Source organism: Rahnella sp. JUb53 (assembly GCF_004346065.1).
Classification (GTDB): domain Bacteria; phylum Pseudomonadota; class Gammaproteobacteria; order Enterobacterales; family Enterobacteriaceae; genus Rahnella; species Rahnella variigena.
Genome location: NZ_SLYT01000012.1, coordinates 26,620 through 43,981 on the forward strand (window position 1 = coordinate 26,620; position 17,362 = coordinate 43,981).

Annotated in this window: 17 protein-coding genes; 11 read left to right on the top strand and 6 right to left on the bottom strand. The window is 56.3% G+C overall.

Annotated features, from left to right (window positions below):
- Position 1: 1 nt before the first annotated feature.
- The 6 genes from flhA to hypA form a co-directional block, all read right to left on the bottom strand.
- Positions 2-2,101: a formate hydrogenlyase transcriptional activator FlhA gene (gene flhA, locus EC840_RS21750; RefSeq protein WP_132967052.1), complete on the bottom strand. Its 2,100-nt coding sequence runs from the start codon at positions 2,099-2,101 to the stop codon at positions 2-4.
- 90 nt (positions 2,102-2,191) lie between these two features.
- Positions 2,192-3,214 (bottom strand): hydrogenase expression/formation protein HypE, encoded by a 1,023-nt coding sequence (hypE, locus tag EC840_RS21755; RefSeq protein ID WP_132967053.1) that lies wholly within the window; start codon positions 3,212-3,214, stop codon positions 2,192-2,194.
- Between the two features lie 4 nt (positions 3,215-3,218).
- Positions 3,219-4,364 carry a hydrogenase formation protein HypD gene (gene hypD, locus EC840_RS21760; protein WP_132967055.1) on the bottom strand — a complete coding sequence of 382 codons (1,146 nt, stop codon included), beginning with the start codon at positions 4,362-4,364 and terminating at the stop codon, positions 3,219-3,221.
- The gene (hypC, locus tag EC840_RS21765) at positions 4,364-4,642 is read right to left on the bottom strand and encodes a HypC/HybG/HupF family hydrogenase formation chaperone (protein ID WP_113876988.1); all 279 of its coding nucleotides are present in this window, start codon (positions 4,640-4,642) and stop codon (positions 4,364-4,366) included. Before hypC ends, hypD begins: the two co-directional genes overlap by 1 nt.
- Complete coding sequence (gene hypB / locus EC840_RS21770; RefSeq protein ID WP_112290068.1) at positions 4,633-5,427, bottom strand: hydrogenase nickel incorporation protein HypB; 795 nt, start codon at positions 5,425-5,427, stop codon at positions 4,633-4,635. Before hypB ends, hypC begins: the two co-directional genes overlap by 10 nt.
- Before the next feature lie 29 nt (positions 5,428-5,456).
- Complete coding sequence (hypA, locus tag EC840_RS21775; protein WP_112290067.1) at positions 5,457-5,801, bottom strand: hydrogenase maturation nickel metallochaperone HypA; 345 nt, start codon at positions 5,799-5,801, stop codon at positions 5,457-5,459.
- A 328-nt stretch (positions 5,802-6,129) separates the two neighbouring features.
- Between hypA and hycA the strand changes: the two genes are divergently transcribed.
- From hycA to fdhF, 11 genes are all read left to right on the top strand, one after another.
- Positions 6,130-6,600: a formate hydrogenlyase regulator HycA gene (gene hycA / locus EC840_RS21780; protein ID WP_113876986.1), complete on the top strand. Its 471-nt coding sequence runs from the start codon at positions 6,130-6,132 to the stop codon at positions 6,598-6,600.
- 170 nt (positions 6,601-6,770) lie between these two features.
- A complete protein-coding gene (locus tag EC840_RS21785) occupies positions 6,771-7,379 on the top strand; it encodes a 4Fe-4S dicluster domain-containing protein (RefSeq protein ID WP_113877065.1) in 609 nt (202 codons plus the stop codon).
- On the top strand, positions 7,379-9,283 hold the full coding sequence (locus EC840_RS21790; RefSeq protein ID WP_132967057.1) for a proton-conducting transporter membrane subunit: 1,905 nt from the start codon (positions 7,379-7,381) through the stop codon (positions 9,281-9,283). The genes EC840_RS21785 and EC840_RS21790 overlap by 1 nt, the downstream gene beginning before the upstream one ends.
- 10 nt (positions 9,284-9,293) lie before the next feature.
- On the top strand, positions 9,294-10,247 hold the full coding sequence (locus EC840_RS21795) for a respiratory chain complex I subunit 1 family protein (RefSeq protein ID WP_132967059.1): 954 nt from the start codon (positions 9,294-9,296) through the stop codon (positions 10,245-10,247).
- 44 nt (positions 10,248-10,291) lie between these two features.
- Positions 10,292-12,016, top strand: coding sequence for a hydrogenase large subunit (locus tag EC840_RS21800; protein WP_113876983.1), 1,725 nt, complete (start codon positions 10,292-10,294; stop codon positions 12,014-12,016).
- Positions 12,017-12,031: 15 nt separating this feature from the next.
- Positions 12,032-12,586 (top strand): formate hydrogenlyase complex iron-sulfur subunit, encoded by a 555-nt coding sequence (locus tag EC840_RS21805; protein WP_129639089.1) that lies wholly within the window; start codon positions 12,032-12,034, stop codon positions 12,584-12,586.
- Positions 12,586-13,383, top strand: coding sequence for an NADH-quinone oxidoreductase subunit B family protein (locus EC840_RS21810; RefSeq protein WP_112290058.1), 798 nt, complete (start codon positions 12,586-12,588; stop codon positions 13,381-13,383). The genes EC840_RS21805 and EC840_RS21810 overlap by 1 nt, the downstream gene beginning before the upstream one ends.
- Entirely contained in the window at positions 13,383-13,862 is a 480-nt protein-coding gene (locus tag EC840_RS21815) for a formate hydrogenlyase maturation HycH family protein (protein WP_132967121.1), read from the top strand. Before EC840_RS21810 ends, EC840_RS21815 begins: the two co-directional genes overlap by 1 nt.
- Complete coding sequence (gene hycI / locus EC840_RS21820; RefSeq protein ID WP_129639090.1) at positions 13,855-14,346, top strand: hydrogenase maturation peptidase HycI; 492 nt, start codon at positions 13,855-13,857, stop codon at positions 14,344-14,346. Before EC840_RS21815 ends, hycI begins: the two co-directional genes overlap by 8 nt.
- Before the next feature lie 167 nt (positions 14,347-14,513).
- Positions 14,514-15,059: an electron transport protein HydN gene (gene hydN / locus EC840_RS21825; RefSeq protein ID WP_112290053.1), complete on the top strand. Its 546-nt coding sequence runs from the start codon at positions 14,514-14,516 to the stop codon at positions 15,057-15,059.
- Positions 15,060-15,082: 23 nt separating this feature from the next.
- On the top strand, positions 15,083-17,254 hold the full coding sequence (fdhF, locus tag EC840_RS21830) for a formate dehydrogenase subunit alpha (protein ID WP_132967061.1): 2,172 nt from the start codon (positions 15,083-15,085) through the stop codon (positions 17,252-17,254).
- Positions 17,255-17,362: the final 108 nt, after the last annotated feature.

Below are 17,362 nucleotides of genomic sequence, written 5' to 3' on the forward strand. Positions count from 1 at the left end.
ATCAGTGCGCGGCAATCCCCAGTTTTTTCATTCGCGATAGCAACGTTGTGCGTTTTAATCCCAGCCGCTGAGCCGCGCCACGGGGTCCGGCCACCACGCCGTTGGTTTCTTTCAGCACCTGCAAAATGCGCGCCCGCTCGTCGTCTTCACTCAGCTGCGGTGCGGGCGTGCTTTCGCGCACAGAAGGCGTGACCAACGGAGCCATCGGTAACGGATAATTCAGCTCAGGCAGTTGCAAATCCAGCACCGTTCCGCGCGTCAGCAATACCGCTCTCTCGATGACATTTTCCAGCTCGCGCACGTTGCCCGGCCACGGCATACGGCTCAGCAGACGCAGGGTTTCGGCGGGAATACTGTCGATGGTGCGCTTCATGCGTTTGGCGATTTTATAGGTCAGGAATTTCACCAGCTGCGGAATATCTTCCGGACGCTCACGCAGCGGCGGAATGACAATCGGGAACACATTCAGCCGGTAATACAGGTCACTGCGAAATTCTTTGTCGGCCACCATCTGGCGCAGGTCACGGTTAGTCGCCGCGATCATCCGCACATCCACTGAAATCAGTTTATTGCCGCCGACACGCTCAAACTCCTGTTCCTGCAAAATACGCAGCAACTTGGGTTGCAGTTCAATCGGGATTTCACCCACTTCATCGAGGAATAACGTGCCTTTGTCAGCCAGTTCGAAACGCCCCATACGCTGCGCCGTAGCGCCGGTGAAAGAGCCTTTTTCATGGCCGAACAGATCGCTTTCCATCAGGCCAGCCGGCATCGCCGCACAGTTCATTTTCACCATTCGCTGATCACGGCGATCGCCCAGATTATGAATAGCGCGGGCGATCAGTTCTTTGCCGGTGCCGGTTTCACCGAGGATCAGTACCGAGCAGTCGCTTTTCGCCACGATCTCGACCTGCTTCAGCATCGCAGACATGGAAGGACTGCGCCCGACAATGTCGCTGAAATCCGGGTTATTGCTGTTGATTTGCTCGGTAAGATACAGGTTCTCGTGCTGCAATTTTTCCTTCAGGCTTTTGATTTCCTGATAGGCCAGCGCGTTATCTACCGCAATCGCAATACGTTCGGCAATTTGCTGTAAAACATGCAAATTCGCCGTATTGAAATTATCAGGCTGACACTGCGCCAGTTTCAGCACGCCCAGCGTTTTGTGACCAAAACGTAACGGCAGGATGCACAGCGTTTGGGTCTGATCACGCCACAGCAGCTGAAACAGCGTGCTCTCATCGCTCCCGAATTCTTCTGCTGGCCGGACATTGGTCAGCAGCATTTCGCCGCTTTTCATCACCTGTTGCTCAAGGGAACCGTTCAGCATCATGCGCGACTGCTCGCGTTCTGCAACGTGAGTTTGTACGTAATGAGTGGCGTAAACACTGGCCTGTTCGCTGTCTTTGTCCGCATCGCACAGCACAATACTGATGGCATTGATGTGGAAAAAATGATGAATGGTTTTGGCAATTTCACCGGTCAGCTCATCAAGATCCAGCTTTGAGAGAACCGCGTTAGTGATATCGACCAGAATGCGGAAATCGTCCCGCTCGTGACGCAGCTGAGATTGCTGAAACAATGCATTTTCACGCAGCTGGATTTGTTCAACCGCAATGGCAGCCAGCATACAAAGTTCGTGCAGACCGTTTTTGTCTTCTTCGCTGAACGGCGTTGCATTCTGGCGGGTAAACTCACAGCCCCCCAGTAAACCGGATGAAGCCAGCAAAGGCACCAGACAATATCCGCTAAATGGCGGATACAGATTCAGTGCGCTTAATTGCGGATAACGCAGATGCAAAGCATCGCTGCGCCAGACCTGAGTTTTCGGGTTATTTAGCAGGGCATGTACCGGACCGGTCGCCAGCAGCGTTTCATCTTCATAGCTGACCGGCTGATGATGGGGATCGATACCATAAAAACTGACGCGTTCGCTGTTGTTGTCGAACAACACCAGCGTCACGGTATCCGCAATACCCGCGCCCTGCACTACCTGAGTGAGAGTTTCCAGCAGCGATGTCATGGTCTGTTGCAGCAGCAATGTGCGCGTCAGTTCCAGCAATCCTTTGTGTTTGGTAATGCTCATTGTTGCACTCTGCATAGCGTTAACTCTGGCTTTTGATTCAAAGCATTTTTGAAGAAACTATTAAGAAAGTTTACGCCTTCATAGCGGCGCTCTCCCCTGACGAGATCAACAAATGCGGGGTAATGGCTCCGCATGGGGCAACATTAGCTGGCGTGAAACCCCCAGCGCACCGCGCAGACAGACCCGGGGATTTTCTGTTACTTCACCTATCGTCGCAGCGTCGGCACCCAGCGGGTGGCTGCGTAATAGTTTCAGCACCGCGTTTTCTTCCTGCGCCGAAACCACCACCACCAGTTTTCCCTCGTTGGCAAAATTGAGCGGCTCCAGCCCGAGCAGCTCGCAAATTCCGCGTACCGCGGGCTTCACCGGGATAGCCGTTTCGTCGATGCACATCCCGAACCCGCTGGCGGCGCTGAATTCATGAAGGATCGCATTGACCCCGCCCCGCGTGGCATCGCGCAAGGCGCGGACACCCGAAAGTGCGCGCAGCGGAGCGATCATCGGCGCCAGCACGGCGCAGTCGCTTTCCACCTCCAGCGTCATTCCCAATTGTTCGCGAAGATTGAGGATAGTGGCACCGTGATCGCCCAGCGTGCCGCTGACGATCACTTTGTCTCCGGCCTGAATATGGCTGGCAGCCCAGCGGACATCCGCCGGGATCACGCCGATCCCCGCCGTATTAATAAAAATCTTGTCCGCCGCGCCGCGCTGCACCACTTTGGTATCGCCGGTGACAATGGCAATCCCGGCCTCGCGGGCGGTCTGTGCCATCGCATTCACAATCTTGCGCAAGTCTTCAAGCGGCAACCCTTCTTCGAGAATAAATCCGCAGGAAAGATATGCCGGTGTTGCACCACTGACGGCCAGGTCATTCGCCGTTCCGCACACCGCCAGCTTGCCGATATTACCGCCGGGGAAAAACACCGGATCGATGACATAGCTGTCGGTGGTAAACGCCAGTCGGTCGCCCTGCGCACTCAGGCTGGCAATCGGCAAACGTGCCGCATCTTCGCGCTCACTGAGCCACGGGTTATCAAAAGCACTCAGGAACAGGCGTTCGATCATCTGCTGCATCGCCCGCCCGCCGCTGCCGTGCGCCATGGTGACGACGTCTTTATGCTCACTCATCCTGTCACACACCTTCTGTTGTTGTTTCTTGTGCTGTGGTTTCCTGATGCCGGTACTGATACCACGCGGCGCAGGCGCCTTCGGAGGACACCATCAGCGCACCAAACGCGTTGTGCGGCGTACAACCGGTGCCAAAAAGCGGGCATTCATGCGGCTTGCAACGTCCGGTCAGCACCTCGCCGCAACGGGAACGCGGATCATCCGCCACCGGCTGCGCCTGCGGTCTGAAACGAATTTCCGCATCAAACGTTGCATAAGCCCGGCTCAGGGAAATACCGGAGTCTTCGATAATCCCCAGCCCGCGCCATTCGCTGCTGCCGGAAAGCCGGAACACCTCGCGCATGGCTTCCTGTGCCAGCAGATTACCCTCTTGCGGCACGACGCGCCGGTACTGGTTTTCTGTTTTACACGATGCCTCGCAAACTTGTTCCACCAGCATCAGCACGCTTTGCAGCATATCCAGTGGCTCGAAACCGCTGATCACCAGCGGCTTACCGAATTCTTCATTGATGAAATGATACGGTGCCGTGCCGGTCACCATGCTGACATGACCGGGTGCCAGAAAGGCGTCGATGCGCACATCCTCCTGTTGCAGCAGGCTGCGCAACGTAGGCATCAGGCTGATGTGCTGGCAGAAGACGGTGAAATTGTTCAGGCCTTCCCGCCGCGCCTGTTGCAGCGTGACGGCGGTCACCGGCAGCGTGGTTTCAAAACCGAGCGCAAAAAACACCACCTGAGACTGCGGATTTTCACGCGCCAGCTTCAGCGCATCCAGCGGGGAATACACCACCCGCACGTCCGCGCCGCGTTCGCGCGCCTGCAACAGCGAACCCTGTTTTCCCGGCACGCGCAACGCATCGCCAAAGGTGCAAAAAATCACCCCGTCATGCCCGGCGATTTCGCAGCAGGCATCAATTCGCCCCATCGGCAACACGCATACCGGACACCCCGGTCCGTGAATAAATTCCAGCTGCGGGGGCAACAGTTTATCCAGTCCGAATTTGAAAATGGCATGGGTATGACCGCCGCACACTTCCATAATTTGCATCGGCTTTTCTGCGCTGAAAGGCAGATGTGCCGCCCGCTGATGCAGGCGCTGGATTAATGTTTTCGCCAGTTTCGGATCCCGAAACTCATCAACAAAACGCATTACCTTGATTCTCCTGCACCCAAAAATAAGGCGACGTCGGCTTCCACTTCTTCCATCGCATGCAGCGCGGCCAGCGTGTCCAGCGCTTCGTGCTCATCGAGCCGGCTCAGGGCAAAACCAACGTGGATTAATACCCAGCAGCCGATCAGCGCTTCGCGGTCGCCTTCACACACCAGCGCGATATTAACTTCACGTCGCAGTCCGCATACCTGCGCCCAGGCGTGATCGGGCTGATTTTCATGCAACGCGACGATTTGTCCCGGAATGCCTATGCACATCGCTGCTGCTCCAGCCAGTGCAGCCACTGATCCATGCCTTCGCCGGTGGTGGCAGAAAGCTGAATCACTTCAATCTGCGGATTCACCTGACGTGCATTGGCGATACAGGTCTCAACGTCAAAACTGACGTAAGGCAGTAAATCGATTTTGTTGAGGATCATCAGGCGGGAAGCGGCAAACATATGCGGATATTTCAGCGGTTTGTCTTCGCCTTCGGTCACGGAAAGTACCGCGACTTTGTGCAGTTCGCCGAGATCAAAACTGGCCGGACACACCAGATTGCCGACGTTTTCGATAAACAGCAGGCTGTTGTTGTTTGGCGATAACTGATGCAGCGCATCGTGAACCATTTGCGCGTCCAGATGGCAGCCTTTGCCGGTATTGACCTGAATGGCCGGAACGCCGGTGGCGCGGATCCGGTCGGCGTCGTTGGTGGTTTGCTGATCGCCTTCAATTACCGCGCAGTCGAAATACGGGGCCAGCCGGGTCAGGGTGCTGGTCAGTAAGGTGGTTTTGCCGGAACCGGGACTGGACACCAGATTCAGCGCCAGAATCCCCGCCTCAGCAAAGTGCTCGCGGTTGTGGGCGGCAATGTGATTGTTCTTCGCCAGCACATCCATTTCGATATCCACCAGACGACGCGCTGCAAATGGCAGTCCGTGGGAATGGGCATGGGAATGATCGTGATGATGGTCGTGCGAAGGGTCATGAGAATGATGAGCGTGCCCGCTACTGACGCCTTCAATACGAAGTTCGCCGCTGGCACAACCACAGGTACTGCACATAGCTTTCTCCCCGGGCAAACAAACGCCCGTTATTCGATTTCGATACGTTTTATTTTCATGCCGTCACCGGCAATCACCCGCAAATCGCGTCCGCCACATTGCGGGCAAATCAGCACGTTTGGGCTGAGCAGCGCGATATCCTGCTGACAGGTGCGGCACCAGCTTTCTGCCGCCGGTGTGTCCAGATGCAATTCGCATCCCTGCGCCAGCGTTTCACGACACGCCAGCTCAAAACAAAACTGCACGGCCTCCGGTTCGACGCAGGAAAACGCGCCGATTTCCATCCATACCGCGGTAATTTTCCGCGCATTATTTTGCCGTCCGAACTGTTCCATTATTTCAACGGCATTCTGGCATAACGTTATTTCGTGCATTATTTCCCCTCCCTCGGGAGAACAATTAAGACTGGCTGCAATATTGATGCCAGAAATTTCGACACGTTGCCTTTATGCAAAAACCTTCTCAGTAAATGATGTGCAGAAATAAGCCGTCACCGCCCGTCATAATTGTCGAAATAAGGTGTCATCGACATGTCATTTATTTTATCCGCTGACACAGAACCAAAGCCAAATCCTATCTAACCCGTTAATTAAAAAGCATTTATCAGAATAAAACAGAAACTGGCACGCTTTATGCCAACAGAGAGTTATGCGTCGTATTTTCGTCGTCACCCGACATATCAATTAACAACGGATAATGAACATGAGCACTCTCAGCGAACTGACTACTAAAGCCGACTATATCGCCAGCAAAAACAGCCAGATGAAATCACAATGGCATACCTATCAGAACAGCCTGATAAAGGCCGTCACCACATCAAATAAAAAGATAAATCATGAGTTTAACTGTGGAGAAGAACAGGACATCCGCTTTGTGCTGTTCAATCATTTTGTGGTGAGTATTCATCAGGGCGATGACTTTTACAGTCAGGAGATCATTTACAGCCTGAACATGGCGCAAGGCCAGGAAGAAGTGGATTTCAGAGCCTTCGCGCAGGCCAGATTAAGTGAGGATGGCCGCGTGGACGGCACGGTGGATATCCACGATAAGAACGCCGTGCTGGAACATTATCTGAATAAAATCTCCGCTATTTATCAGTGCCTGTTTGATTCCCTGCACAGTAATCAGCCGGTGCATCCGCAACTTGAGAAATTACTCGGCCACGCCGGATAAAAAACCTAAAACATTATTTTACGGTCAGGTGGGAATAATCTTTTCACCGAAAATATTGACCGGTTTTTAGCGGATCCAATGCCGACATAAATGTCGAAATGTCAATTTAAGTGCCGATTTCGTCACCTTTGACGAAATACCAAGGAGACTTCATGCGCAATATGGCCGCCATGAATCAGTATGTGATCGCGGACCCCAAACTTTGTATCGGCTGCAATACCTGTATGGCGAGTTGTTCGCAGGAGCACCAGCTTCACGGCCTGCAATCCGAGCCCCGCTTGCAGGTGATGCGCAACCGGCTGGATTCTGCGCCGGTGATGTGTCACCAGTGCGAAGACGCGCCGTGTGCGCAGGTCTGTCCGGTGAACGCCATCACCCGTGAAAACGACGCCATTCATCTTAACGAGAGCCTGTGTGTGAGCTGCAAACTGTGCGGCATCGCCTGTCCGTTCGGGGCGATAACGTTTTCCGCCAGCACACCTGTTGATATCCCGCGTGACTGCAATACCTCAAAAGCGCTGCCCGCACCGCGTGCGCCACGCGCTGTCAGCCCGTTTCTCGACTGCGTGCCAGGGCTTCGCGCCGTGGCGGTGAAATGCGATTTATGCAGCTTCAGCCCGGAAGGTCCGGCATGCATCAAAACCTGTCCGACCCAGGCCATCACGCTGGTTACCGCCAGCCTGTCTGAATATTCCAGCCAGCAAAAACGCCTCAATGCCATGAACGTTTTCCCCGCCGGACTGACTTCACTGAACGCCCCTGATACGGAGGCTAAATAATGACGACTCTATTTACCGGTGAACCGGCGTCGTTACTGGCGCTGGCGCTGCTGATTTGGGTGCTGAGCGGCCTTGGTGGCTGGCTTCTGGCGTCCATGACGAAAATCAGCAGCCTGATTTTTGGCGCAGGCGGCATGGCGGCAGCGCTGTGCGTTATCGTGGCGGCGTTACAGATTTTGCAGGGCGGTGTGGCGGTTCAGGCCGTACTGCCGGTGGTGCCTTTTCACGCTGAACTGACTGCGCTGAATGCCTTAATCCTGCTGGCGATGTCCGTCACCGCGCTGATGTGCAGCCTGTATGCCTGTGCGTGGCTGGCGAATGTGAGAGCCCCTAAGCGCGCCCGCACCGGTCTGATGTGCAATCTGCTAATGGCCGCACTGACAGCAGCGGCGATGTCGGCCAGCGCCGTGGAACTGATCCTGATGATGGAACTGGCTGCCCTGTGCGCCTATTTCATGATTGTTCAGGCTGACGATGTGAAAAGCCGCCGTGCCGGTCTGAATCAGTTTTTATCCGGCCGCCTCGGCACACTGTGTCTGATCCTGGCCTTCGCGCTGCTGCATCACGCCAGCGGCAGCGTCAATTTTGAGGTGCTGCGCCACACGGCGTTCACGCCGGGCATTAAATCGGCGGCCTTCCTGCTGGCGCTGGCCGGTTTCGGGCTATACGCCGGGATTATCCCGCTGCACGCCTGGGTGCCGCAGTCGCATTCCAGCGCGCCTGCTCACGCCGCCGCCCTGTTCTCTTCTGCCCTGATGAAAATCGGCATTATCGGCATCGTAAAAGTCGGTCTGGATCTGCTGGGCGCACCGCCACTCTGGTGGGGCCTGATGGTATTGCTTCTGGCAATCCTGACCGCGTTTATCGGCGGGTTGTATGCGCTGATGGAGCACGATATCCGCCGTCTGCTGGCCTATCACACGCTGGAAAACGTCGGGATTATTTTGCTCGGTATTGGCGGGGCAATGACCGGCGTGGCACTGAACCAGCCGGTGCTGGCTTCCCTTGCGCTGCTGGCGGGTCTGTTCCATCTGTTCAACCACGGGCTGTTTAAAACGGCGCTGTTCCTCGGTGCCGGTGAAATTGAAATGCAGACCGGCATAAAGGACATGGAAAAACTCGGCGGTATCGCCCGTCTGATGCCGTGGACAGCGGCAGCGATGCTGATCGCATTAATGTCGATGGCCGCGCTGCCGCCGTTAAACGGTTTCGCCAGTGAATGGCTGCTGTACCAGTCGTTGTTCCAGCTGAGCAGCAGCCACGTCTTTATCGCCCGCCTGATGGGGCCGCTGCTGGCGGTCGGTCTGGCACTGACCGGCGCGCTGGCGCTGATGTGTATTGCCAAAGTTTTTGGCGTCACGTTCCTGGGTACACCGCGCAGCCAGGCTGCCGCAGACGCCACACCGGCACCACGCGCCATGACGTTCAGCACCGTATTACTGGCGTTGTTGTGCGTGATTTCCGGCGTGGCTTCCCCGTGGATTATTCCGCAATTCTCTGCTGTCGCCGCCTCCGTACTGAACACGCCGGTTCTGCTGGCTGCTCAGCATGGCGTGGCGTTCTCGCCGGCGTCCGCGGTGTCTGCCCCGATGGTGGCCATTTTGCTGCTGGGAATGCCGTTAGTGCCGTGGCTTATCGCCGCAGTTCTGCGTGGCGCGCGGCTGCCAAACCGTTCGCGTGGCGATGCCTGGGCCTGTGGTTACGCGCACTCCGCCGACATGGTGGTGACGGCGACCGGTTTCGCCCAGCCGCTGCGCGTGATGTTTGCTCCGCTTTACCGTCTGCGCAGCCATGCGACACCGGCGTCACTGGTTTCAGCCCTGCACCGTGGCTGGCTGGGGCCGTTCTGCCGTCGTCTGGCGTTCATCGAACTGGCCGTATTACTGGTCGTGGCTTTTGCCTGAGGAACTGACTATGAACTTTCCTTCCCTGCTGGCCGGTTCGCTGTGGCCGCTGGCGCTGATTCAGGCGGCGGCATTGCTGGCTGTCGCTCCGTTATTTGCCGGATTCAGCCGCGTGATGCGTGCGCGGATGCACAACCGGCGCGGGCCCGGCGTATTACAGGAATACCGTGATATCGCCAAATTACTCCGGCGACAGAGCGTTGCCCCCGCGGCGGCAGGCATGGCGTTTCGCAGTATGCCGTATCTGCTGACCGGCGGTTTACTGGTCATCGCTACTGCGCTGCCTGTGGTGACGCTGACATCGCCGATGGGCGCGGCGGGTGATCTGATCACCGTTATCTATCTGTTTGCGGTAGTGCGCTTTGTATTTGCCATCGCCGGACTCGACACCGGCAGCACTTTCTCCGGCATAGGCGCCAGCCGTGAAGCGGTACTCGGCGTTCTGGTCGAACCGATTCTGCTGCTCGGCCTTTGGGTGGCGGCGCTGGTCGCCGGTTCCACATCACTCGGCGCGATTGCGGCGCGGGTACTGCACTGGCCGGTTTCCTCTTCATTAACCCTGATTCTGGCCGGTCTGGCCTGTGCGTTCGCCACCTATATCGAAATGGGCAAGCTGCCGTTTGATATGGCCGAAGCCGAGCAGGAGTTACAGGAAGGTCCGCTGACCGAATATTCCGGCGCGGCGTTAGGCGTGTTGAAAATCGGCATCAGCCTGAAACAACTGGTGGTGTTGCAACTGTTTCTCGGCCTGTTCTTCCCGTTTGGACTGGCAGAACACATTACGCCGCTGACGCTGCTGATCGCCGTGGTGTTGTGTCTGCTGAAACTGCTGATCGCGGTGTTTGTCGTCGCGCTCATCGAAAACAGCGTCGCCCGTCTGCGCTTTCTTAAAACCTCCCGCACTACGTGGGCGGGATTCGGTCTGGCGTTTCTGGCGCTGGTTTCCTGGCTGGTCGCAGGCTGACCTGACATTTTTCTTGTCCCGCTGCGGCGGGAAGAGGCTTTGCAATGAGTGAGTTCAACACCGCATTAAATCAAAACCCGGTCGGCAAAGAGTATCTGGCTGCGCTGGCAAAACAGTTTCCGTCGGCGATTCTGGGCAGCGAATGGCAGACCGACACGCAGGCGACCGTCACCATCAGGCTGAACTGGCTGCCGGAAGTGGTCGAATGGCTGTATTACCAGCAGGGCGGCTGGCTTTCCGTGCTGTTCGGTAACGACGAACGCACGCTGTGCGGCAACTACGCGCTGTATTACGTGCTGTCGATGGAGAAAGGCGTGAAGTGCTGGATAACCGTGCGCGCCGAGGTGGATCCGATTTCACTGGAATTCCCGTCCGTGACACCGCGCGTACCGGCGGCGGTCTGGGGTGAGCGTGAAGTGCGTGATATGTATGGTTTGCGTCCGGTAGGGCTGCCGGACGAACGTCGTCTGGTGTTGCCGGATGACTGGCCTGACGATTTATATCCGCTGCGCAAAGACGCGATGGATTACCGCCAGCGCCCTGCACCGACCACAGATGAAGAAACCTATCCGTTTATTTCTGAGGCCAAAGAAGGCAGCAAAATTGTGCCAATTGGCCCGCTGCACGTCACTTCTGACGAACCCGGACACTTTCGTCTGTTTGTCGATGGCGAAGACATTATCGACGCGGATTACCGTTTGTTCTATGTGCATCGCGGCATGGAAAAACTGGCCGAAACCCGCATGGGCTATAACGAAGTGACGTTCCTGTCTGACCGCGTGTGCGGCATTTGCGGGTTTACCCACAGCGTGGCGTATACCTCGTCGGTCGAAAACGCGATGGGGATTGTGGTACCGGAACGCGCCCAGATGATCCGCTCCATTTTGCTGGAAGTAGAACGCCTGCACAGCCATTTACTGAACCTCGGGCTGGCCTGTCACTTTGTCGGATTTGACTCCGGTTTTATGCAGTTTTTCCGCATCCGTGAGCAGTCGATGAAGATGGCGGAAATCCTGACCGGTGCGCGTAAAACCTACGGCATGAACCTGATCGGCGGCATCCGTCGCGACATATTAAAAGACGACATGATTGCCACGATTGCGCTGGCAGGCGGCATGCGTCGTGACCTGAATGAGCTGGTGGATATTCTGCTGAGTACCGCCAACACCGAACAACGCAGCATGGGCGTTGGCATTCTGGATCCGCAGGTGGCGCGCGATTTCAGCAACGTCGGCCCGATGGTGCGCGGCAGCGGACACCGCCGCGACATGCGACAGGATCACCCTTACGCCGGTTACGCCAAACTGCCGTTCGAACTGTACAGCGAAACCGGTAACGACGTTTATTCCCGCCTGAAAGTGCGCATTCACGAAGTCTTTAACTCCCTGAATATGATCGAGTTTGGCCTGCAAAGCCTGCCCGGTGGCCCGCTGGCAGTGGAAGGCTTTAATTATATTCCGCACCGTTTCGCGCTCGGTTTTGCCGAAGCGCCACGCGGTGACGACATTCACTGGAGCATGACCGGTGACAATCAGAAGCTGTTCCGCTGGCGCTGCCGTGCGGCGACCTACGCCAACTGGCCGACGCTGCGCTACATGTTGCGCGGCAATACCGTCTCCGACGCACCGCTGATTATCGGCAGTCTCGACCCTTGCTATTCCTGCACCGACCGCATGACGGTGGTCGATGTACGCAAGAAAACGTCCATCGTCGTGCCTTACAAAGAGATCGAACGTTACGGCATCGAACGCAAAAACTCGCCGCTTTAAGGAGCCGCTCAAATCATGCTGAAACTGATTAAAAAAGTGCTCAAAACCGGCACGGCAACGGTGGGATATCCGTTCGAACCGCTGGATTTAGCGCCCAATTTTCGTGGTAAGCCGCAATACACCGCGCAACAGTGCATCGCCTGCGGCGCCTGCGCTAATGCCTGTCCGTCGAATGCGCTGACCATGACCACGGCAGAAGACGGCGAAACGATCCGCTGGCAGCTGTTTTTAGGGCGCTGTATTTTCTGCGCCCGCTGCGAGGAAGTCTGCCCGACGGCGGCGATCAAATTGTCTCAGGAGTTCGAACTGGCGGTCTGGCGCAAAGAAGACCTGTTTGAAACCGCAGATTTCCCTGTCTGCCATTGCCGGGAATGCGGCAAACCTTACGCCGTCCAAAAAGAAATCGACTTTGCGCTCAGCCTGTTACAGGAAAGCGCCGCGCTGAGCGACCGGCAGATCAGCGATCGCCGCGTGCAGTATGAAACCTGTCCGGCGTGCAAAAAAATGCACGGTCTCTCTTCCAGCGACCGCATTGATATTGGCCGCCATATGACTACGGAGGCCCGCTGATGAGCCATAACCCGATTGCGCCGCGTGACGAGAATGGCCTGCCGGTGCCCGTTACGCTTGATGAAAGTATCGCCGCGCTGAAATCGACATTACTCAATAACATCCGCCGCTCCGCCTACGTTTACCGCGTGGACTGCGGCGGCTGCAACGGCTGTGAGATTGAGATTTTCGCCGCCATTTCGCCGCTTTTCGACGCCGAACGCTTTGGCATCAAAGTCGTTCCGTCGCCCCGCCACGCGGACATTTTACTGTTCACCGGTGCCGTCACCCGCGCCATGCGTATGCCCGCTTTGCGCGCCTGGGATTCCGCGCCGGATCCGAAAATCTGTATTTCCTACGGCGCGTGCGGTAACAGCGGCGGAATTTTCCACGACCTTTATTGCGTCTGGGGCGGCACCGACAAAATCGTGCCCGTGGATGTTTACATTCCCGGCTGCCCGCCGACCCCGGCCGCCACCATTTACGGGTTCGCGATGGCGCTGGGTTTGCTGGATCAAAAAATCAAAGGCCAGCAGCACGACGTGGCCGCCGCAGAACCGGCTGCTTTATTGCATCCGGACTTGCCGCAGCCGCTGCGCGTACTGCTGGATCGTGAAGCACGCAGGATGGCAGGTTACCGCTACGGTCGCCAGATAGCCGATCAGTTTATGGATCTCGTCGCTGCCCCCGGTTTACAGCCGGTGGAACAGCGCGTTGCGACTTATCTGGCGGAACAGGGTGACCTGCGTCTGAGCGAAATCGTCGGCAATCTGCAACACATTTATCAGCAGGTGCTGCGTGGCGAGGTGCGTCTGTGATGACTTCAGTCAACGACCAGCGCTACGCGCGCCATCAGCCTTATGCCGGTCATACGCCTGACAAAAACAAAGTGGTTTTCTATTCGCTGAGCAGCAAGTTCGTCGATGAGAAAAGCGCACAGAAACGCAGCTCGCAGAAAGCGCAGGAAGTGATTTATTACAGCCTGGCTATCGGCCATCACCTCGGGGTAATCGACTGTCTGCAGTCGCGCCTCGAATGCCCGCTCGACGGTTATCTGCACTGGATTAACTGTCTGGAGGAAAACAGCGAAGCGCGCCGCAAACTGGCCGGTGTCCAGCGTTTTGGCGAGATCAATATCGACAGCAGCCACACGCATTTGCTGGCACTGGCGCTGCGCGATGCGCGTCCGCAGATGAATGCTGAACAGCGTGGCTGGAGCGATCAGCTTACCGCCCTGCTCTCGCAAATTGAACACGACCCCGCCATGTACCTGATGGTCAGGAGATACGATGCCTGATTACCCTGAGAATCTCCCCCGCTACGCACTGTTGTGCGTGGGCAACAGCATGATGGGCGACGATGGCGCAGGCCCCCGTCTGGCTGAAGTGTGCGCGGAAAAACCGCTGCCCGGCTGGACAGTGGTGGACGGCGGTGCCGCACCCGAAAACGACATCGGCTTTTTACGCGAACTGTCTCCGCAGCATCTGGTGATTGCCGACGCTACCGATATGGGGCTGGCTCCCGGCGAAATGCGCATTATCGCCGAGGAAGATATCGCCGACATGTTCATGATGACCACCCACAATCTGCCGCTGACCTTTCTCATGCAGCAACTGCGTGAGGATATCCCGCAGATCACGTTTGTCGGCATTCAGCCCGACGTTGTCGCGTTTTATTACCCGATGAGCGCCGCCGTAGAACAGGCAGTCAGCCGCCTGCATCAGTTGTTACCGCGACTGGAAACGGGTCTGGGGATCGCCCCTTTTACAGTTTCGACATAACTGTCGATACGGTGACGACGCAAATATGACGTCAGTGAAAAATTTCGTCAGCGGCGCATCAGTTAAATTTAACTTACTGAATTTAATGATTAAAAATTAAAAACAGGAACTGGCACGCTTTATGTATAGCCAGTACCTGAAACCAATGACTTAGGGATTAAATCATCATGAACCGGTTCATCATCGCCGACCCCAAAAAATGCATCGGCTGCCGTACCTGTGAAATTGCCTGCGTGATGGCGCACAGCGATTCGCAGGATATCTCGCTGCTCAATGCCGAGACCTTCGCGCCACGTTTACATGTGATCAAAGGCGTTAATCTCAGCACTCCCGTCATGTGCCGTCAGTGCGAAGACGCCCCCTGCGCCAATGTCTGCCCGAACGGCGCGATTGCCCGCACCGGCGACCACGTTCAGGTGATGCAGGAACGCTGCATCGGCTGCAAAACCTGCGTCGTCGCCTGCCCGTATGGCGCGATGGAAGTGGTCACCAAACCGATTTTCCGCCAGAACGGCGCGGCGATGGTCGCGACCTCCGATAAAGCCGAAGCGCATAAATGCGACCTGTGCTATTTGCGCAGCGAAGGCCCGGCCTGCATGGAAATCTGCCCGACCAATGCGCTCTTCGCCATCGACCGCAACCAGTTACAGGAAATGAACGCAGAAAAACGCCGCCGCGCTGCGCTCGACAGCACTTCACCCTTGCTGTTTTAACCCCGGATAGAGGAAGTCATTCAATGAAAAAAGTTACTACTGTCTGCCCGTATTGCGGCGCCGGATGCAAACTGAATCTGGTGGTGGATAACGGAAAAATCATTCGCGCCGAAGCCGCGAACGGCGTGACCAATCAGGGCGAACTGTGCCTGAAAGGCTATTACGGCTGGGATTTTCTCAATGACACCAAACTGCTGACACCGCGTCTGACGCAGCCGATGATCCGCCGTCAGAAAGGCGGCAAATTCGAAGCCGTGAGCTGGGATGAAGCCATCCGTTACACCGCGCAGCGTCTGAAAGAAATCAAACAAAAACATGGCCCGCGCGCCATCATGACTACCGGTTCTTCCCGTGGTACCGGCAATGAAACCAACTACGTGATGCAGAAATTTGCCCGTGCGGTGATCGGCACCAACAACGTCGACTGCTGCGCCCGCGTATGTCACGGCCCGTCCGTCGCCGGTTTACAGGCCACGCTCGGTAACGGCGCGATGAGTAATTCCATCGGCGATATCGAGAACTCAAAATGTCTGCTGGTGATCGGCTATAACTGCGCCGATTCCCATCCGATCGTCGCCCGCCGCGTGATCAAAGCTAAAGAAAAAGGCGCACAGATTATCGTCTGCGATCCGCGCCGCATTGAAACCGCGCGTATTGCCGATCAGCATCTGCAAATCAAAAACGGCTGCAACATGGCACTGGTGAATGCTTTCGCTCATGTGCTGATCGAAGAAAATCTGTATGACCACCACTATGTCGCCAAGTACACCGAAGGCTTCGAGGAGTACCGCAAAAACGTCGCGGATTACTCGCCGGAAGCCGTTGAAGAACAGACCGGCGTTTCTGCGCAACAAATCCGTCAGGCTATGCGCACCTATGCCGCTGCGCCTTCTGCCACCATCATGTGGGGCATGGGTGTCACACAGTTTGGTCAGGCCGTGGACGTGGTCAAAGGGCTGGCGGGTCTGGCATTGCTGACCGGTAATCTCGGACGCGCTAACGTCGGCGTCGGTCCGGTGCGCGGCCAGAATAACGTGCAGGGCGCGTGCGACATGGGCGTGTTGCCTAACGAATTCCCAGGTTATCAGTCGGTTACGGATCCAAAAGTTCGTGCAAAATTCGCCGATGCCTGGGGTATCGACGTCAACCAGATGGACGCCGAAGTCGGCCTGCGCATTACTGAAATCCCACATCTGGCGATTGAAGGTAAGGTCAAAGCCTATTACATCATGGGCGAAGATCCGTTGCAGACCGAAGCCGATTTAGGGCTGGTACGCAAAGGGTTCGAGGCACTGGAATTCGTGGTGGTGCAGGACATCTTCATGACCAAAACCGCTGAACAGGCGGATGTAATTTTACCGGCCACCTCCTGGGGTGAGCACGGCGGCGTGTTCTCCTGCGCGGATCGCGGTTTCCAGCGTTTCGAGAAAGCTATCGAGCCGAAATATAACGTCAAACGCGACTGGGACATCATCAGCCTGTTGGCGACGGAGATGGGCTATCCGATGCATTATCAGGATAACCAGGAAATTTGGGACGAAATGCGCAGCCTTTGCCCGCTGTTCTACGGCGCAACCTACGAAAAAATGGGCGAACTCGGACACGTTCAGTGGCCTTGCACCACGCTGGAAAGTCCGGGGACACAGTTCCTTTACGCCGATAATCACTTCGATACGCCAACCGGTAAAGGCCAGCTGTTTGCCGCCCCGTGGCGTGCGCCTGCCGAAGTGCCGGACGGCGATTATCCGCTGGTGCTGTGTACCGTGCGCGAAGTCGGTCACTACTCATGTCGCTCGATGACCGGCAACTGTGCCGCACTGCAAACACTGGCCGATGAGCCGGGCTTCGTTCAGATGAACCCGGTGGATGCACAGGCTCTGGGTATCCGCGACCAGCAACTGGTCTGGGTGGCATCTCGCCGCGGCAAAGTCATTTCACGCGCCAACTACAACGAGCGCATCAACGCCGGTGCCGTGTACATGACGTATCAGTGGTGGATCGGTGCCTGTAATGAGCTGACGCAGGACAATCTCGATCCGATTTCCAAAACGCCGGAAACCAAATACTGCGCGGTAAAAATCGAACAGATTGCCGATCAGCGCTGGGCAGAAAACTACGCCCAGCAAACCTACAGCGACATGAAAGCGCGCCTGCGCAGTGCCGTCGAAGATGTGATCCCGGTGGTTGAGGTTTAGTTTTTAATTTGGATTTTGGGTAAAAATCACCATTGATACCCAAAATAATTCGAGTCTTAGAAAGGCGGCAAACGAGTGAATCCCGATGAGCTGACACTGGTCAGTGAT